Raw genomic sequence first — 16,287 nt, 5'->3', positions numbered from 1 at the left:
TAGTATAAAACGCCGTAGTGGGAATCTGACTATAGTTGGAACTATAGATAACAGTACCACGAAGGAAATCTTGCATACCCTTAATCGGGCTTCAAGAAGCCCTCACCATACCTGTTAAGGTTGGTGAGGGAGTATGTCACCAACACGCCTTGGATGAAGCTGGGCATATTTGCAGCGCGTGGCATCGTGTAGCGCGATATCTCAAGTTATATCCTATTCCAGGCACTCGACTTTGGCAATCGACAAAAGCTCTTGAGGCTATCCTCACTTTGCCTTTGGGTGAAGTGGAACATCAACCTTCTTCCCCAGTAGACATTGGAACGGTTGAGCCGTTAAAATCCTCATCAGTCACCCAGGGGTGAGGTTAGACCAAGTGGCTATGTCGAGCTTGGTCGATATTTATAGAAGCGTAGCCGTAAAATTGTGTCCTAATATACAAGCGCCCCGGGATGAGCGGTGCGCCTGTAATTTTTTATGGGTAGACAACTGTGCCGTTGTGGTTTTCAATATATAAGGCAGACAAGGGTGCGACAAACTACCCCATATCCCATTAAGTTTATTGGGGTATTAACCTAAATCAAGTCGGGTTAAATTAATCTATTCCAAAGTAATGTAGTTTTAGGGGTGAGAGTGATGAGTAATGGAATGGCATTTGTAGCAGGAGCTGGACTAGCAGGGATTGCGGCGCTGCTATTTCTTAAAGGTGGTGGAAATCCTGGCTTATACAACTTGCCTGCTGCTGCTTCACTGCAACCCCCGCAAAACTTCCAACAGCCAGTTCCTAACCCCCAGCTGCCTGGGCTAACCGCGCAACTGCCAATACCGGCGGCAGGTGCGAATAATCCTGCTTATTGCGCCAATTGCGCCCAGCAGCAGTTCGAGAACGCACAGCTAAAAACAGAAAACGAGCAGCTTAAAACTCAACTTCGCAATCAGCAATTCGTGATTGAGGCGCTAAACGCACAAAGAAATAACGGCGGCTTGAACCCCCAGCTCCATCCAGCCCAGTTGACTGCCGGGATACAGTCTACCAATCCCAATACGACAAGCTTGCTGTGGGCATTGGGAGGAATGGGGGTGACAGTGACAGCTGGACTGCTGATGGCAGGGGTATTCGCCTTAGTATCGCGGCAGCAGCGTCCTCCTGCGGGTACGGTACAGTTGATTCACCCAATCAACCAGCTGCCACCGTCGTTGCCCTACAAACGGCGGTCTGAGTATGCTTCCCCTCGGTATGAGGAAAAACGCGCCAGCTATCTGGACTACGACGAGTACGACGACTACAAAGATTACGAAGGACGTTAAACTAAACCAACGGCAACTGAAACATGTTGCCGTTTGATTTTGACACTCTGCGCTCTCAAGAGACGCAGATTCTAGAGAAGGTAAGAGCCTTATTGCTTCAATTATCCCAGGTTCAGGACTTTGCCTTAAATTTTGGGTGAGGTGGCTCCTTCGCTTATAGGAACGATATCTTCCCTGGCATGACTAACCTGCAGCCCGCAGGTAGGTTTTAACGTCTTCGCTGACCAGAGAAAGTATATCAGACTAGGACTGCGGTTAAAACCGCACGATTAGCCATTCCTCCTCGCTGCTACTAGACGAGGCTTCTCCCGGCATCCCGCATTATTTAGGTGGCGCCCAAAGTGGAGAATTTTTGCTCGCTGTTCAACGCTTTGATGCCAACGAGCGTATAACCAAAAAGCCAGCGCCAAACGCGGTAATCACAACTAGAATCACCAACAAAATATACAACCATCCATGGAAGGTTGAGCTATCGGACTGGGATTGCTGACGATAGCGGCCTTCTGCCTGTTCTCTGACAATCCTATCTGGTAAAACACCTCGATTCGGTTCCAGGTTCCTGAAAGCATTCGGTGCCACTCCGGGGCTAGAAGCGTTGACCCCTGACATTGGGCGTGGCCCCCAAGACATCGGTCGTGGCGCCCCCGTCGGGTATCCCGATTGATTTCTCATTTCAAGATGGGTGTAGCTAGCCTCGCTCCAGCCATCTGGGGAAGAGTCAACGATTTGTTGTAGGTACAGCGCTGACTGAACGATTTTGTCAAGTTCCCGGCGCAAAAGTTGGTTTTGTTGCACCAACTGCTGATTTTGGGCGTTGAGCGATTCCAGCATTACCCGCGTCGCTTGCAACTCCGCTGCCAGTTGTCGGTAAACCGATATTGGCACAGCGGGAGCGTAAGCATTCGTTGTGGCTGGTGTGCTTTGACCGGGATTGGTTAATTTTGACACAGATGGCTTGGGATACGGATTGGAGGTCATAGGCTTCGCTAGGTTTAGATTGTCGTTTGGCAACAAGCAGCCTGTTTTATATGCCTAACAATAGTAGAAATTAGGACAATTTGATACTCCGATTTGGGTAATGGCATTCCCAGGCGACCGCCTGGGAAGGGTAATGGGTAATTGGTAGCTTCACCCATTACCAATTAGCAATTACCTATTACCCATTACCGAGTAATGGAAAAAAATGTCCTACTGGGCCAGAGCCAGAACCTATGCTTAAAGAGTGCTGTAAGGCTGTGGTGACGTAATCTTTTGCCTGTTGAACGGCGGGGAATAAATCCTTACCTAAAGCTAGATTAGCTGCGATCGCCGCCGCCAGCGTACACCCAGTACCGTGGGTATTCTTTGTTGCCACCGCAGACGCCGTCAAAGTTTGCCAATGCTTCCCATCAAACCAAATATCCACACCCCGGATTTGTCCTGGCATTCCTCCCCCCTTTACCAAAACGGCTTTACAACCGAGTTGGTAGATGCGCTGGGCAGCCGCTCGCATATCATCGAGGGTATGAATCTCCAATCCGCTTAAAATCTGAGCCTCATATCGGTTGGGCGTCACCAGCATTGCCTTTGGCATCAAAGCATCCCTCAGAGTTGCCACGGCTTCATTGTCTAGCAGCTGGGCGCCCGTGCGCGATACCATTACCGGGTCAACCACCAACTTCTCGATGCCTAACGCTTCCACATGGTTCGCCACGGCGGCAATAATTTCCCGATTCAGCAACATGCCCGTTTTGGCAGCTTGCACCCCAATATCTGCCACCACCGCCTCTATTTGGGCAATTACAGCCGCCGCCGGTAGCGCATCCACTCGCGTCACTCCCAGGGTATTTTGGGCTGTGACGCAGGTTAAAGCACTCGTCCCGTGGACGCAGTGAAACGCAAACGTTCGCAAGTCTGCCTGAATTCCAGCACCGCCGCCGCTATCCGAACCGGCAACAGTCAGTGCTACAGGGATTGAATTGGGCATAGGGTATTTGGGCAGGGGGGCAGGGGGGCAAAAGGGGCTCAGGGGCAGAGGTCTAGGTGCAGAGGTCTAGGGGCCCTGGGGCATGTGAATCTATAATTTTCCCCATCTCACCTGCTCTTGATCTCACCTGCTCAAGATCCCGATTTCGGCGGACGCTTCCGACGGAGGAATTCGGGAATATCCAATCCGGGTTCTTGTGGTTTAATTACCTCTGGACCTTGGGGCGGTTTAGCAGCAGCCCCAGGGGTTGGCCCTGGTGTAGTTGGACGCGGGGGTGGGGTTGGCGTTCTCGCTGCCCGTGCGGCTGGTTGAGCCGATGGGGTTTCGCTGCTAAAGCCCGTGGCAATCACCGTAATTCTAATTTCCCCTTGCATCTTGTCGTCGATCACTGCCCCGAAAATAATATTGGCATTGGGATCGACGACTTCGTAAATTGTTTCTGCTGCCGCGTTGACCTCGTGTAAGGTGAGGTCCTGACCGCCGGTAATATTAAATACAACGCCTTTTGCTCCATCAACGGAAGATTCGAGCAAGGGCGAGGAGATTGCCATCGTCGCGGCTTCTCTAGCTCGCGATTTGCCGGAGCCAACCCCAATCCCCATTAAAGCCGATCCGGCATCTGCCATGATGGCGCGGACATCGGCAAAGTCAACATTGACTAACCCGGGGATAGTAATGATATCGGAAATACCTTGTACACCTTGGCGCAGGATGTCATCGGCGGCGCGAAACGCTTCTTGGACGGGGGTTTGTTCGTTAATCACAGATAACAAGCGATCGTTGGGAATTACGATTAACGTATCTACCCGACTTTGCAGGGCGGCAATGCCTTCTTCTGCTTGGTTGGTGCGACGCCGCCCCTCGAACATAAAGGGTTTTGTAATCACGCCCACCGTCAAGGCGCCGACTTCTTTTGCTGCTTCGGCGACGACAGCTGCTGCACCCGTTCCCGTGCCGCCTCCCATACCTGCCGTGATAAAGACGAGGTCGGAGTTATCCAAAGCCGCAGCGATTTCGTCGCGAGATTCCTCAGCGGCTTTTTGACCGATAGCCGGGTTACCGCCTGCCCCCAGCCCTCGCGTCAGTTTTTGTCCGATTTGCAAGCGTTTGGGAGCCGCTGATTGGGCTAGAGCTTGGGCATCGGTATTAACAGCCCAAAACTCTACCCCCGATAACTCGCTGGCAATCATGCGGTTCACCGCATTGCTGCCACCACCACCGACGCCAATCACTTTGATTTTGGCTACCCGACTGGGTACGATATCGCCGAGGCGGGATGATTCAGAAGACATCGCTTTTGGCTCGCGAGGTTGACCAAACTGGAATAGGGGGTTACTGAAGGAACTAGCCGTGTCCACCGACAGGGACGAATTCGATGGTCCCTCAGCTTGAGAAAGTTTATAGGTAAGCCCCTGTTTATTATCAAGCGTCATTGTAATCAAAAATAACTGGTAAACAATTCTTCAGTTCTAGGTAGTTCTAGTCAACTATGGGTTATATGGGCTATGTCGGTTGACAAACCAATAATAGCAACAAGCTGGTTGACGAGCAGCAAAACGTTTGTTGCCAATTTTATCGGGATATTGGTTTGAGTGGTTGGGGTAGCTTGGAAGGGACACTGGGGGTTTTTAGGGGGAGCTTGGGGTTTGTTTTGGGGTCTGATTGTATCATTTGCAGGGCGGGTGATTCTGGATTTTTCAGGTCTATGTAAGCTATTTGGCTGGTTTTAAGCTTGGTTGGTAGGGCGCGCAGGCGATGCAAAACTTCGAGCTGTTCGGCAAACTCCGAGCTGTAAGGACCTAAATGGACAATTCCCAGCTCGGTTTTCAAAATTATATTTGTCCGGTTGCGCCAGTCAATCTCAAAGATTTTCACGGGACTCTGGCGCAATACTTGATAAATTTGCGGCCATTTGGTGAGCTCCCGCTCTCGCACGCCGAGGATTTTTAGCTTTGGTAAGGAAAACGATGCCCCTAACGCTTTGTACTTTTCCCACGGCACTAATACACCGTTGGCATCTAGCAATCCCACAGGCGATCGCATCTTAGGCGTTTCCTTTGCTCTTGAGGCAATCAGTTGCGATCCGGGGGATGGGATACTGATCGCGAGCGCCACTGGCTGCCGTTCTTGTACTTGTACCATCAATCCGGGCGGAATCAGCTGGCGCTTTACCGTTGCAGAGGCAATGACTGATGGGTTTGAGGTCAGACGAGATGCCAGAGCTTGCGGTTCAATTCGCAGTAACGACTGGGGATAGGACAAGGATAACAAAGACCTCACCGCTCGATCTGAAATCATTTCATTGCCTTCGACTGCGATCTGATCCGGAGTGCGAATCACCCAAATTGGTTGAGTCGCCCCCCAGACCAACCCGCTTGCCAAACCGGCACTTGCTACCGTTCTCCAAATTGCCTGCGCTGTATGAATACGCCTTTTCCGGCGCAATGTTATTCGCCGCCCCCTCAATTCTGAAAGCGATACCGATGCGATGCTGGTCATCGTAATCCCCTATATGCTTACGTGTAAAGTGACTGCTCAGTTTGCTATGACTAGCTAATGCTAGGGGTTGGGCAGAAGTTATTCAACTGCTGTCCCTTGCCCGCGGTTTGTATATATAACAACCTCTTTTAGTTTTTACCTACTGGCAATCTCCACCCCATCATAAATTAGCTGCGACCGAAAACAACGCGCGAGCCCGATTGTTTTTACCTGTTGAGATCGCACTATTTCCGCGCCCTGACTGCTGCGGTGGGGCGATCTTTTCTTTGACAGCGATCCCCACGGCGGGGATCGCCGTGGGAAAATATTTTCACCCCTTTCTGCAATCCTCAGACCCTCCCCAGCGCTACATCTATATATATTGATAGAAATTGCTCTGGGGCAGATGAATCGGTACCCGCCGCTCATACACAAACCAAATCAGATGTCAATATGGACTTGATTAATTATTTTAAAGAATTGTTCGGCATAATTTGGCAGAACAGCGTTTTTCATTGGGCAGCTTTAATCCTGCTGGGTGTGGCGGTGTGGGGGGAATATAACGCCGTCAAGCAGTATCGACGGTATCAAAGTGGGAAAAGTCGTTTGATGATGGAGGCGATTGCTTACTTAAACGAAAACCTGGATGGGAAAGTAAGCGGCATCAAGACGCTACAACCAGACGAAACAACCGGGGAAAATTGGTCATCCCTCCTCGACTGGTTTGGCGAACATTTGGTGGGAGACTTTTCCGCCGATGATAAATATGCAGCAGAAGTACATCGAGGGCGCTTTCTCTTATTGCAGTATCCCGCCTTTCTGACTCGCCCGGTGCCGCGCAGTCAATGGCGGTTTGTCCCCAGCATTTTGGTTGCCATCGGGGTATTAGGAACATTTTACGGCATTCAACAAGGGCTGCAAAACATCGGTCTGGGCGATTTAAATAATACTGGGGAACTCTTACCATCAATCAGGCAGTTACTCGAAGGTATGAAAACTGCCTTTTCCACCTCGTTGATGGGACTAGGTGCTTCCAGTATATTTACCATCGTTTTGGCATGGGGCGAGCAAGAACGACAAAAACAGCGCGACAGTTTGCGAAGTCAATTAGATAAAATTGCCACGGTACAAACCCCAGGGCAAATGTTTGCCCGCATCAACCCCGATAGCAGTCGAGAAGCAGCTGTTGCTATTACTAGCGCCGCCGAAACAATGCAAACTGGATTTGCACAAATGGTAGAGGCGCAACGAGAATTAAATCCCCGAGAAATTGGGATTCAAGTTGGCATGGCGATGACACCCGTATTTCAGCACATTCGCCAGGAACTAGCTACCCTGCGACAAATTAAAGCCGATCAAGGACAAGAAATCATTAATAATATGATTCAAGGGTTGCGGAAAGAAGTGATCGAACCTGTAGTAGGGCGACTCGATCAAAGCGCCCAACTCACTACTGACGCATCTTTAGCAGTCAGAGAACTTAAAACCGAATTGGGTAGCATTTCCCAAAGTTTAGCCGAATCGATTCTGACGATTCAAAACTTCCAGCAAGATACCCTAGTGCAGCTTCAGGAATTCGCCAGTAACTTGCAGCAAATTCTGGGTCAATTCCAAACAGACACGCAAGGCGTCTTGCAGCAAATGGCAACAGAAATTCGCGCCGGGGTAGCAGAAAGTATTGAAGGAATGAAAGCGCAGCGCACCGCGTTTCAAGAAAGCGCCCAAGACGCTTCTGCTACTTTCCGAGGCATTCAAGAAAACTTGCAAGCTGCGCTGCAAACTCAAGCAGAAGAAGAACAAAAAATGCTTGAAGGTTTGCAGGAACGGATGATGAATATTCTAAACGCATCCCATACAGCATTCCAAACCCAATCTAGTACAATTCAAGCGGTTGGTAGCGAAGCTTCCCAACTGATGAATCAAGCGCGAGAAAATTTGGTAACCAGCTTGCAAAATGTGGATGGAATGCTGCAAAATACTCGCGTCACCGTCCAGCAAGAATTAGAGCAATTCCGGATTAACTACCAAGCATCGCTCCAGCAATTCTTTACCGAACAAAACAATCTTTTAGAGTCTAGTCTTGGTAAGCAGCGGCAAGGATTAGCTCAAGTTGTTGTAACTTTACAGCAAGTGTTCCGGGAAGAATCGGAAAAACGCAAACTGTTGGCAGCGCAAGTTGACCAAAATATGGAAAAAATACAGGAAACTGTCGTAAATGTGAGCAATTTTGCTAACTCGGTTGGATTGAATTCAAGCGAACGTTTGGCGCAACTGCAAGTTCTGGCTAAATTGACTGGAAAAGAGGTGCTGCGGGTGGAAACTACCTATCAGAATATGGTCAAACAATTAAACGAAGAGGGGAAACGAATGCAAAGTACCTATGAAAATATGGTTGGTCAATTAGATCGATCTCTCCAGTTGGTACAAGAACAGGTAAAAACTGTGGAGACTTCTTATAAAAATATGGTCGAGCAATTCAATCAAGCATTGGAGGTGGGGAATCATCAATTGATAGATTATCTGGAAAAGGCGAATAAATCCCAAACGAATTTCTTTACTCAGTCAGATAGCGAGATGGCGAATGTTTGCAGTAGTTTACAAGAAACCTCGAATGGTTTGATGCAAGTCGCTCATTATCTAGTCGCTGCTGCGGATAATTTGGGAACTAAAAAAGCTAGCAATTGACTCAAGTTGAGTTGAATTGGCAAAAATATGAGAGATTTATCTAATTTAGCTCCTGAAACCGAAATTGAAGAAGCGGAAGACTCCAGCGTTTTACTATCAATTGGCGATTTAATGTCTGGGTTGCTAATGTTCTTTGCGCTGCTGTTTATTACCGTGCAGATTCAGCTGAATCAAAAAGTAGCAGAACTGAACGAAAAACTCGCTCGGATTGAAAAATTAGAACGAGAATTAGTAACTTACCGCAAGGCATTTGAAGCACTTCCCCAGATTATTGTCAAGACCCTGGAAGGAAAATTAGGCGGGAAAGATATCTTTACAGTTGACCCGGAAACGGGGGATGTGAGTATACGCGATCGCATCCTCTTCGACGAAAATAGTGCAGCACTAAAACCCGCAGGAAAAAAGTTTCTCCAATCCTTTATTCCCCTATACAGTCGGGTCATTTTCTCCGATAAAAAATTCGAGGATCAGATCGCTAAAGTAGTGATTGAAGGTCACACCAGTTCCAAAGGTACGGAACAAGAAAATTTGAATTTAAGTTTGCGACGCGCTGAATCTGTCCTGAACTACATCCTTTCTAATGAAGTAAATTTTCCCACAAAAGCCAAGTTTAAAGCTAAAATACTTGCCGCCGGGAGAGGGGAAATTGACGCCAAACAGAATCGGGATGAACCAAGCGATCGCAAAGTCGTTTTCCGCTTCCAATTCCGCCGCGAAACCCTCAAGAATTTAAATTTAGATAATAGGTAATTGGTAATGGGTAATCGGAAAAAAGGTATTAGCAATTAGCAATTAGCAATTAGCAATTATGTTTCGTCAACTCAAAGTACCGCAAAACCCCCCCGAATGGCAACCGAAAAACCTCAAAGTTGCCAGGGATAAAATTAGCCGCGAATCGTTAAATGCGCCAAATATTCCCAAAACAGAAACATCGCCACCGCGCCAGATTAATGATATAATTTCATATATCCAAAACGAACAAACCGAGCAATTAACTCAACTTGATTGGGTTTACTGCCTCTATGCCAAAACTCAATGGGATATTCAAAATCCAGAAAAAAGCCGAGAAACCTCCCAGGCAATTTGGCAAGTCGCAAAAACCAATGAATGGTTGAAACGCCGGTTATTCTGGCGGATCGCGCTCCACTATAGTGAAGGATCAAAAGACAAAGTAGCACCGGAAATTAGAGAAAATTCCACAGTGTCTACGCCTTCATCTTTTATCCTTTACACTTCCTATAAACCGACTTCGGTGAGTGGGGAAAAGGCAAGCGCTTACAGTCTTTGTCCTCCTTCCTTAGTAGAGGGGTTCTCTGAATTTGCTAACAACTCCACAGGAACTGATAGACTGCCGCTCCAAATTATCAAAGCACTCAATCAAGATCAAAGTGCTTACAATTTAGCTAAACTTAGCTGGCAGTACCTTCGCACGCCTCCGGATTTTTTAGAATATGCTGGGTTACCTAGATGGTTAAAAGAAGGTCAAACGGCGCTTGACTTCGTGGCAGAAATGTTTGCCAAAAAGCAAGTTTCTGGTAACCCAGAAGTAGAGTGGTTGTTGCGCTGTCTCAAGCAAATGTCACCCCTACAACAACAGCTAGCAGTAGAAGAGTTACTGACCAAAATTTCGGGGGAGATGGTAACCCGTTTGCCGAAATTAATTGAATGGTTACAAGAGCAATATTCCCAGAGCGATAATAATGGGAAATGGCATCAACTTTCTGATGCAGCTAAGGCGGCGCTGAGTCGGTGGATCGGTACGGTTAATTATGGATATTTCCAACAATTAGTAGACTTGTTGGCAAGAATGCTCAAGCTGCCAGATGAAGAGCGGCGGAAGTTGGAAGAAAAGCGGGATTTTTGGGCAAATTATAGCGATCGCATCCAACGCATTCGCCTACTTTTACCCCAATCATCGGTAACTGCACTCGGTTATCAACTCCAGATTAATGTCGATATTCTCGCAGAAGATGGCAGCGATCCGACCGAAATCTGCATTTTCGATTTGGGAAATTACTATCTAATAGAATTCTTGCGGGGAAGTGGGAGCGAGGCGCGGTTAATTACCCGAAATCCTAAGATGGAACTCTTGCTATTTTGCCCGACGAAACTATCAGTGAAGAAACTCAGAAGTTTGGGGGGAGAAACTCACGATCGTATTTTACAATGGCAATCTCATTGCCAAAGGTGGCTCAGCCAAAAAAACATTCGCCCCAATGCTGGCACCGAATACTTTAAAGGATTGCCAAAATATCAGGGCAAATACGATCCAAATAAAGGGCTTCCCCTTCCAGACGCAAAAGAACAAAAAGAGCGCGAAGCTCAGTTAAAACAGTGGCAACGGCAAATGGAAAAATTGGAAAGGGAAGCTAATACTAAATCTTGAACAGGACGCACCAGACGGGGGGACACGGGGAAGCGGAGACACCCCATGTATAAACCCAGGGGATTTCAACAAGTCAGAATTTTATTCTTCTAGCACTTTTAAATTCGGGAGGTTTAAGACCGGGAGCTTCTAACTTGAGAATGGTCGCGCTCCGCGTCTCCCCTTCTGGGTCTCTTTGCCTCTTCTTTGTGAGTTAACCACCCATGTTTGTTACTGCACGACTCATGAATTCAGTCTGCTGTTCAAAATCAAGTTGCTTGACAGCATTTAACATTTCTTGAGCTTCGGAAGATAGTTGATAATCTGGTGGCATTGGAACGATTGTTTCCTGTTCCATTCCTTGAGCTAGCAAATACCAAACACCCAACTTTGCTCTGGGATATAAAGCACGATACTCGCGGTTAATTTCGTTATCTGCGCCTGCAATAATGTCGCGCTGCGCCTGTAGCTGCTCTTCACGAGACATTATGCCAATTCGATTCACTACCGCTTGAGAAAGTTCAAGTCCAGCAGTCGGCGACGGCGTGATACCGTCTTTCATTTCTGTGTAAACAAACCACAGAACGGCGAGTTGATCGTCAACGCTCAAACCCTGTAATTGCTGTACAGTTTGGTCGATGTTTGCAATGTTTGTGAATGTCATAAAAACCTTTTTTTTCGGGGGAATTGCTAATAGGTAATGGCACTAAAGCAATTAGCCATTAGCTGTTAGCAATGAGCAGATTATGATTAGATTTCAGCGCCTGGAGCGGGTTCAGCACCCATTACCAATACTGCACCCCGGAGGAAATCAATTTGCTGTTGAAAATCCATATTTTCGATTCGTCCTAACAAAACGTTTCCATCTGACGGAAATTCGTAGTCAGGAGGCATGGGAATAATTGTCCCGCTTTCCATTCCTTGGGCTAAAAAGTACCAAAAAGCCAGCTTTGTTTCAGGACTCAAAGAACCGTATTGACGACTCAATTGTGTATTCGCTTTTTCCACAATTTCCCGCATCACTTGCAATTGTTGCTCGTGGGGGAGTTCTTTTACTTGATTGAACAATCCTTGAGCAATTTCAGATCCTGAAGCGCCTGGAGCAGCTGGTGTTATCGATTTTCCCAGCTTGGTGTAAACAAACCACAGCAACGCCAGTTGATCGTCTGTTTTCAAACCTTCCAAAGCTTCTTTACCTTGGTCGTAGGCACTCACATTGGTAACTGTCATAGGGATCGGAGTGTATCTAAACTAACAGTTTCATGGTGAAATAACCTGTGAGTTTTTACCCCTGTAAAAGGGTAGATAATCCCTTGGAGATCAACGGAAAACAAACTCTACTCAGGATAGATGTAGCTGGCTCAAATCCGTTCAAATATAGCGAGAAAGCAGTTTGTGTAGCGGCACCCTTAAGGGTGCCGCTACACAAATTTGCGCCAAAAAGCTGTGCTTCACTCGCTGGCAATATCAGGACTTACGCAAAAAAACAAAGGGCGATCCGAAAAATGGTGGGTTTCCACGAGCAAGATTGACGCATCACCTTTGTTTTTGACCCCGCGTGCGTAAGTCCTGAATATGCTATATTTCCGCCAGACGCTGTTGCAACAATTGAGGAAATTGGGCGTAGTATAGTTGGTTGAGTCGGGAGGGATGAGGCAGGGGCATCAGGGTAACTAAACGCTGATGCAGGTTTCCTTCGTTATCTTTTGCCCGCAGCGTGACTTGAATGCTTTTAGTGTAGCGATCGCTCTGCTCAAAAAACTCTTTCAACGCGCCTTTCGCCCCATAAGGCGCAAACCAATTAAAGGCTTTATTCCCTAGGGTAATAATCTTATCGCCTTGCCAGTAAAGGACTAGCAATTGCTCTATAAAAGGACGAAATCGCTTCTTGACTGCCTCTGAGTATGCTTTGTTACCAGCAGGTTTGTAAGGTACGGTGTTAGTCAGGAGGACGCGATCGCATACAATTTGTAAATCTGTATCCCGATCCGGTTGTTTACCATATATGGCGCGATACAAACCCTTGCGAACTAGCTTACCAGCAGCGCCGTAAAGCGGTTGACGCGCGTGGACTTCATCTTTACCTAAATCGCGAGCAAAAATGCACAAATTGCCGTTCAAATTGCCTGCATAAAGAATTGGCTGGGTGGGATTTAAACCCGCCGCTTGATAAACTGGTTCATCGATGGGAAAGGTAGCGCTTTCTGCTTCCTGCTGGATTTGTGCAATCAATTGTTCTATGTCTAACATTGAAATGGCTTCGTTTTGATGTTTAATTTGGTTAGAGGGTGCGGATTTATTTTAACCTTAGTTGCGCGACTTTTATGACCGATCCATTAATCGAACTCAAAGGAATTTATAAAGCCTTTGGTAATAATATCATTTTAGATAACGTTGACCTGTCGATCGAGCGAGGGGAGGCTTTAGGAATTATAGGGCCTTCTGGGACGGGTAAATCAACAATTTTGCGAATTATTGCCGGGTTGTTAGCACCGGATGCGGGGGAGATTTATATCAAAGGAGAGCAAAGGTTGGGGTTGGTTGAAGATAAAACCGATCCGATTGGAATTGGCATGGTGTTTCAGCAGGCGGCGTTATTTGACTCGCTGACAGTGGAGGAAAATGTCGGGTTTCTCCTGTATCAACACTCAAAATTGCCTCAGAAAAAAATTCGGGAACTGGTGAACGAAAAGCTGGAGATGGTAGGGTTACCGGGAATAAACTCGCGCTACCCATCTGAATTATCCGGCGGGATGCGAAAGCGAGTTAGTTTTGCCCGTGCAATTATGTCCAATCCCGATAATCCTAAAGATAATCCAGAAGTTTTGTTATATGATGAACCTACGGCGGGATTAGACCCGGTTGCATCTACGGTGATTGAGGATTTGATTCGCCAGTTACAGCGTGCCGCAGGGGTTTGCAGCACCTATGCGATAGTTACTCACCAAGACAGCACTATCCGCCGCACGAGCGATCGCATCGTGTTTCTCTACAAAGGTAAAATCCAGTGGCAAGGTAGCGTTAGCGATATTGATGCGACCGATAATCCTTTGGTTAGGCAATTCTTTAGCGGTAGTGTAGAAGGACCAATTCAGGCAATTGGTTAGTCGATTTTGGATTGATCGTTGGCAAGAATATTTATTTAATGAACCGCAGAGGCGCAGAGAAAGCAGAGGAAAGAGAAAGGAAGAGATACGGATAGGATTAAATCTAAAATCTGAAATTATATGATGTCCGTCAAATCACCCTTAATTAAAACCTCGACCTGTCACCGCGTCACCGCGTCAGTCCTAACTATGGGTATTCAAGCGGACACGATATTAAAGGAGAAAGTATGCGATCGCGCACGGTTAGAGAAGGTTCGGTTGGGTTGTTCTTCCTGTTGGGAATCGGTTTGTTTGTGGCGATGAGTGTATGGTTGCGACAAACTTATTTTGGCGATCGCGGTTACCAAGCGATCGTTGAATTTGATAATGCAGCGGGAATGCAAATTGGGACGCCAGTGAGATATCGCGGCGTTAAAGTTGGTCAAGTTACGGCGATTAAACCCGGAACCGATAAAGTGAATGTTGAGATTAAAATTACAGAACCCGGTCTGATTATACCGCGCAATGTTAGAGTTGAAGTCAATCAATCTGGTTTCATCGGTCAAAACGCGATTGATATTGTTCCCATAGAAAGCGTATCTGCTAGCATTCAAGGGGTAAACCCTCTCGATCCTAGTTGCAAAGACCGCAATTTGATTATTTGTAATAACGACAGCATCAAAGGGCAAGTTGGCTTTAGTCTCGATGAATTCCTTCGCCTCTACACCGACGAAAAGTTTTATGCCAACATTAATTCGGCAATTCAAAATACAGCGATGGCGGCGCAGTCAGTTTCTCAACTTTCTCGCGATCTTTCCAGTTTTACGGTAACGGCAAAGCAACAACTTACAAGCGTATCCGCTGCTGCGAATGCGATTGGTCGAACGGCGGAAAAATTTGGCCCAACTGCTGATAAATTGAATCGCACTGCCGATCAATTTGCCCTCACTGCTAATCAAATTAGTGCGACGGCGAATCGCACTGCCGATCGATTTAACCGCAATATGGATCTGCTTACTGCGACGGCGAATCGCACTGCTAATCAACTTTCTCGCGATATAAATCAGATTAGTACTAATGCAAATCGGACGATCGATCGAGTGGGGACAACTGTCGATCGAGTCGGCACAACTTTCGAGCGAGTTGGTAACAATGCCGATCGCACTGTGCAGCGAGTCGGCACAACTTTCGAGCGAGTTGGTGTCAATGCCGATCGAACTGTGCAGCGAGTCGGCACAACTTTCGAGCGAGTTGGTACTAATACCGAGCGCACTGTGCAGCGAGTTGGTATTACTGCGGATCGATTTGGTGCGACTGCGGAGCAATTGGGCGTCACGGCGGGGCAAGTTGGGAGTTTAGCGACAAATATCAATAATTTAGTCACAAATAATCAAGCTTCTCTTGTTGCTACGTTAGATAATTTGAGCAAAACAAGTGCCGAACTTCGCACGGTAGTTAGTAATTTGAATCCAGCTATTAATCGAATTGCCCAAGGAGAATTAATCAAGAATTTAGAAACTTTATCTGCTAATGCGGCTCAAACTTCAGCGAATTTACGCGACCTGACGGGGGCGATTAATAATCCGTTCACTTTGTTGGTGTTGCAACAAACTTTAGATTCGGCAAGGGTAACGTTTCAAAATGCCCAAAAAATTACCTCTGATTTGGATGATTTGACGGGAGATCCAGCTTTCCGGAATAAGCTTCGCAATCTTGTTAATGGATTGAGCGATTTAGTTTCTTCTACTAATCAATTACAGGAACAAGTTGAGGTGGCTCGGTTTTTGACGCCAATGGTTGAGGCGGCGAATATGGAATTTCCCCAAATGCCAAGTACGTTTGAAATGGATAAAATTTCGGTTGTGGATCTTTTTAACGAACCGCAGAGGCACAAGAACCAAACTGAAAATCAGAGGTATTGAAGAGGACGCGGCGACGCACCAGACAAGGGGACGCGGGGAAACCCCATGCCTGAAGGCAGGGGATTCAAATTTCGATCTGGAGAAGGGTCGCGCGACCCGTCCTCCCCTTCTCCCCGTCTCCCCTTCTCCCCGTCTCCCCTTCTCCCCGTCTCCGCTTCTCCCCGTCTCCGCGTCTTCTTGGTAAATGTTAACTCCAGTCTTCTTCTTCTTTTTTGTTTGAGCTGACTTGGTAAATTCGGCTGTTTGCATGAAGTTGGCGCGTTTTTTGGTATAATTCTGCTTCGGTTAATTCCCATTGTTGCAGCAGTTTTTCTAAGTCTGCTTGGATGTCTCTGGCGCCGGGAAAGCCGTTATAACGAATTTTTAAACGCGCTAATTCCGCTAGGTTATAGTCGGTGGGGCCTTGTTGAAATATTTTATCAACGATTTTGCGATCGCTGCTATAAAGTGGATGTTGTTGGTCTGTCATTGCTAATTGCT

15 protein-coding genes are annotated in these 16,287 nt (G+C 47.1%); 7 read left to right on the top strand and 8 right to left on the bottom strand.

The window, feature by feature from the left end; translation table 11 throughout:
- Nucleotides 1-149 precede the first annotated feature (149 nt).
- Together ACE1CM_RS10670 and ACE1CM_RS10665 are read left to right on the top strand one after the other, a co-directional pair.
- Nucleotides 150-362, top strand: a complete 213-nt coding sequence (locus tag ACE1CM_RS10670) for a hypothetical protein (protein WP_374877395.1) — start codon at nt 150-152, stop codon at nt 360-362.
- 271 nt (nt 363-633) lie between these two features.
- Nucleotides 634-1,305 (top strand): hypothetical protein, encoded by a 672-nt coding sequence (locus ACE1CM_RS10665; protein ID WP_374877394.1) that lies wholly within the window; start codon nt 634-636, stop codon nt 1,303-1,305.
- A gap of 363 nt (nt 1,306-1,668) precedes the next feature.
- On the opposite strand, the gene ACE1CM_RS10660 is transcribed toward ACE1CM_RS10665, so the two are convergent.
- From ACE1CM_RS10660 to ACE1CM_RS10645, 4 genes are all read right to left on the bottom strand, one after another.
- Nucleotides 1,669-2,283: a hypothetical protein gene (locus tag ACE1CM_RS10660; protein ID WP_374877393.1), complete on the bottom strand. Its 615-nt coding sequence runs from the start codon at nt 2,281-2,283 to the stop codon at nt 1,669-1,671.
- 178 nt (nt 2,284-2,461) lie between these two features.
- The gene (thiD, locus tag ACE1CM_RS10655; protein ID WP_374877392.1) at nt 2,462-3,271 is read right to left on the bottom strand and encodes a bifunctional hydroxymethylpyrimidine kinase/phosphomethylpyrimidine kinase; all 810 of its coding nucleotides are present in this window, start codon (nt 3,269-3,271) and stop codon (nt 2,462-2,464) included.
- 131 nt (nt 3,272-3,402) lie between these two features.
- Entirely contained in the window at nt 3,403-4,704 is a 1,302-nt protein-coding gene (ftsZ, locus tag ACE1CM_RS10650; protein ID WP_374877391.1) for a cell division protein FtsZ, read from the bottom strand.
- Between the two features lie 139 nt (nt 4,705-4,843).
- Nucleotides 4,844-5,770 (bottom strand): cell division protein FtsQ/DivIB, encoded by a 927-nt coding sequence (locus tag ACE1CM_RS10645; RefSeq protein ID WP_374877390.1) that lies wholly within the window; start codon nt 5,768-5,770, stop codon nt 4,844-4,846.
- A 432-nt stretch (nt 5,771-6,202) separates the two neighbouring features.
- Here ACE1CM_RS10645 and ACE1CM_RS10640 point away from each other — a divergent pair, with 432 nt between their 5' ends.
- The 3 genes from ACE1CM_RS10640 to ACE1CM_RS10630 are packed head-to-tail and all read left to right on the top strand — an operon-like array spanning nt 6,203 to nt 10,820.
- A complete protein-coding gene (locus tag ACE1CM_RS10640) occupies nt 6,203-8,434 on the top strand; it encodes a hypothetical protein (protein ID WP_374877389.1) in 2,232 nt (743 codons plus the stop codon).
- A gap of 27 nt (nt 8,435-8,461) precedes the next feature.
- Nucleotides 8,462-9,184 (top strand): OmpA family protein, encoded by a 723-nt coding sequence (locus ACE1CM_RS10635; RefSeq protein ID WP_374877388.1) that lies wholly within the window; start codon nt 8,462-8,464, stop codon nt 9,182-9,184.
- Nucleotides 9,185-9,242: 58 nt separating this feature from the next.
- A complete protein-coding gene (locus ACE1CM_RS10630; protein ID WP_374877387.1) occupies nt 9,243-10,820 on the top strand; it encodes an EH signature domain-containing protein in 1,578 nt (525 codons plus the stop codon).
- A 193-nt stretch (nt 10,821-11,013) separates the two neighbouring features.
- On the opposite strand, the gene ACE1CM_RS10625 is transcribed toward ACE1CM_RS10630, so the two are convergent.
- The 3 genes from ACE1CM_RS10625 to ACE1CM_RS10615 all read right to left on the bottom strand — a co-directional run bounded on the left by ACE1CM_RS10625 (nt 11,014) and on the right by ACE1CM_RS10615 (nt 13,049).
- Entirely contained in the window at nt 11,014-11,463 is a 450-nt protein-coding gene (locus tag ACE1CM_RS10625) for an orange carotenoid protein N-terminal domain-containing protein (protein ID WP_374877386.1), read from the bottom strand.
- An 86-nt stretch (nt 11,464-11,549) separates the two neighbouring features.
- Nucleotides 11,550-12,029, bottom strand: coding sequence for an orange carotenoid protein N-terminal domain-containing protein (locus tag ACE1CM_RS10620; protein WP_374877385.1), 480 nt, complete (start codon nt 12,027-12,029; stop codon nt 11,550-11,552).
- Nucleotides 12,030-12,377: 348 nt separating this feature from the next.
- Nucleotides 12,378-13,049 (bottom strand): uracil-DNA glycosylase family protein, encoded by a 672-nt coding sequence (locus ACE1CM_RS10615; protein WP_374877384.1) that lies wholly within the window; start codon nt 13,047-13,049, stop codon nt 12,378-12,380.
- 74 nt (nt 13,050-13,123) lie between these two features.
- On the opposite strand from ACE1CM_RS10615, the gene ACE1CM_RS10610 reads away from it, so the two are divergent.
- Together ACE1CM_RS10610 and ACE1CM_RS10605 are read left to right on the top strand one after the other, a co-directional pair.
- The gene (locus ACE1CM_RS10610) at nt 13,124-13,906 is read left to right on the top strand and encodes an ABC transporter ATP-binding protein (protein WP_374877383.1); all 783 of its coding nucleotides are present in this window, start codon (nt 13,124-13,126) and stop codon (nt 13,904-13,906) included.
- A 227-nt stretch (nt 13,907-14,133) separates the two neighbouring features.
- Nucleotides 14,134-15,807 carry an MlaD family protein gene (locus ACE1CM_RS10605; protein ID WP_374877382.1) on the top strand — a complete coding sequence of 558 codons (1,674 nt, stop codon included), beginning with the start codon at nt 14,134-14,136 and terminating at the stop codon, nt 15,805-15,807.
- Nucleotides 15,808-15,994: 187 nt separating this feature from the next.
- Here the strand turns inward: ACE1CM_RS10605 and ACE1CM_RS10600 are convergent, their stop codons facing one another.
- Nucleotides 15,995-16,276 carry a DUF3288 family protein gene (locus ACE1CM_RS10600; protein WP_374877381.1) on the bottom strand — a complete coding sequence of 94 codons (282 nt, stop codon included), beginning with the start codon at nt 16,274-16,276 and terminating at the stop codon, nt 15,995-15,997.
- Between the last annotated feature and the right edge of the window lie 11 nt (nt 16,277-16,287).

This window comes from Microseira sp. BLCC-F43 (assembly GCF_041929235.1).
Taxonomy (GTDB): Bacteria; Cyanobacteriota; Cyanobacteriia; order Cyanobacteriales; family Aerosakkonemataceae; genus Microseira.
This window is presented reverse-complemented; position numbering and strand designations above follow the sequence as displayed.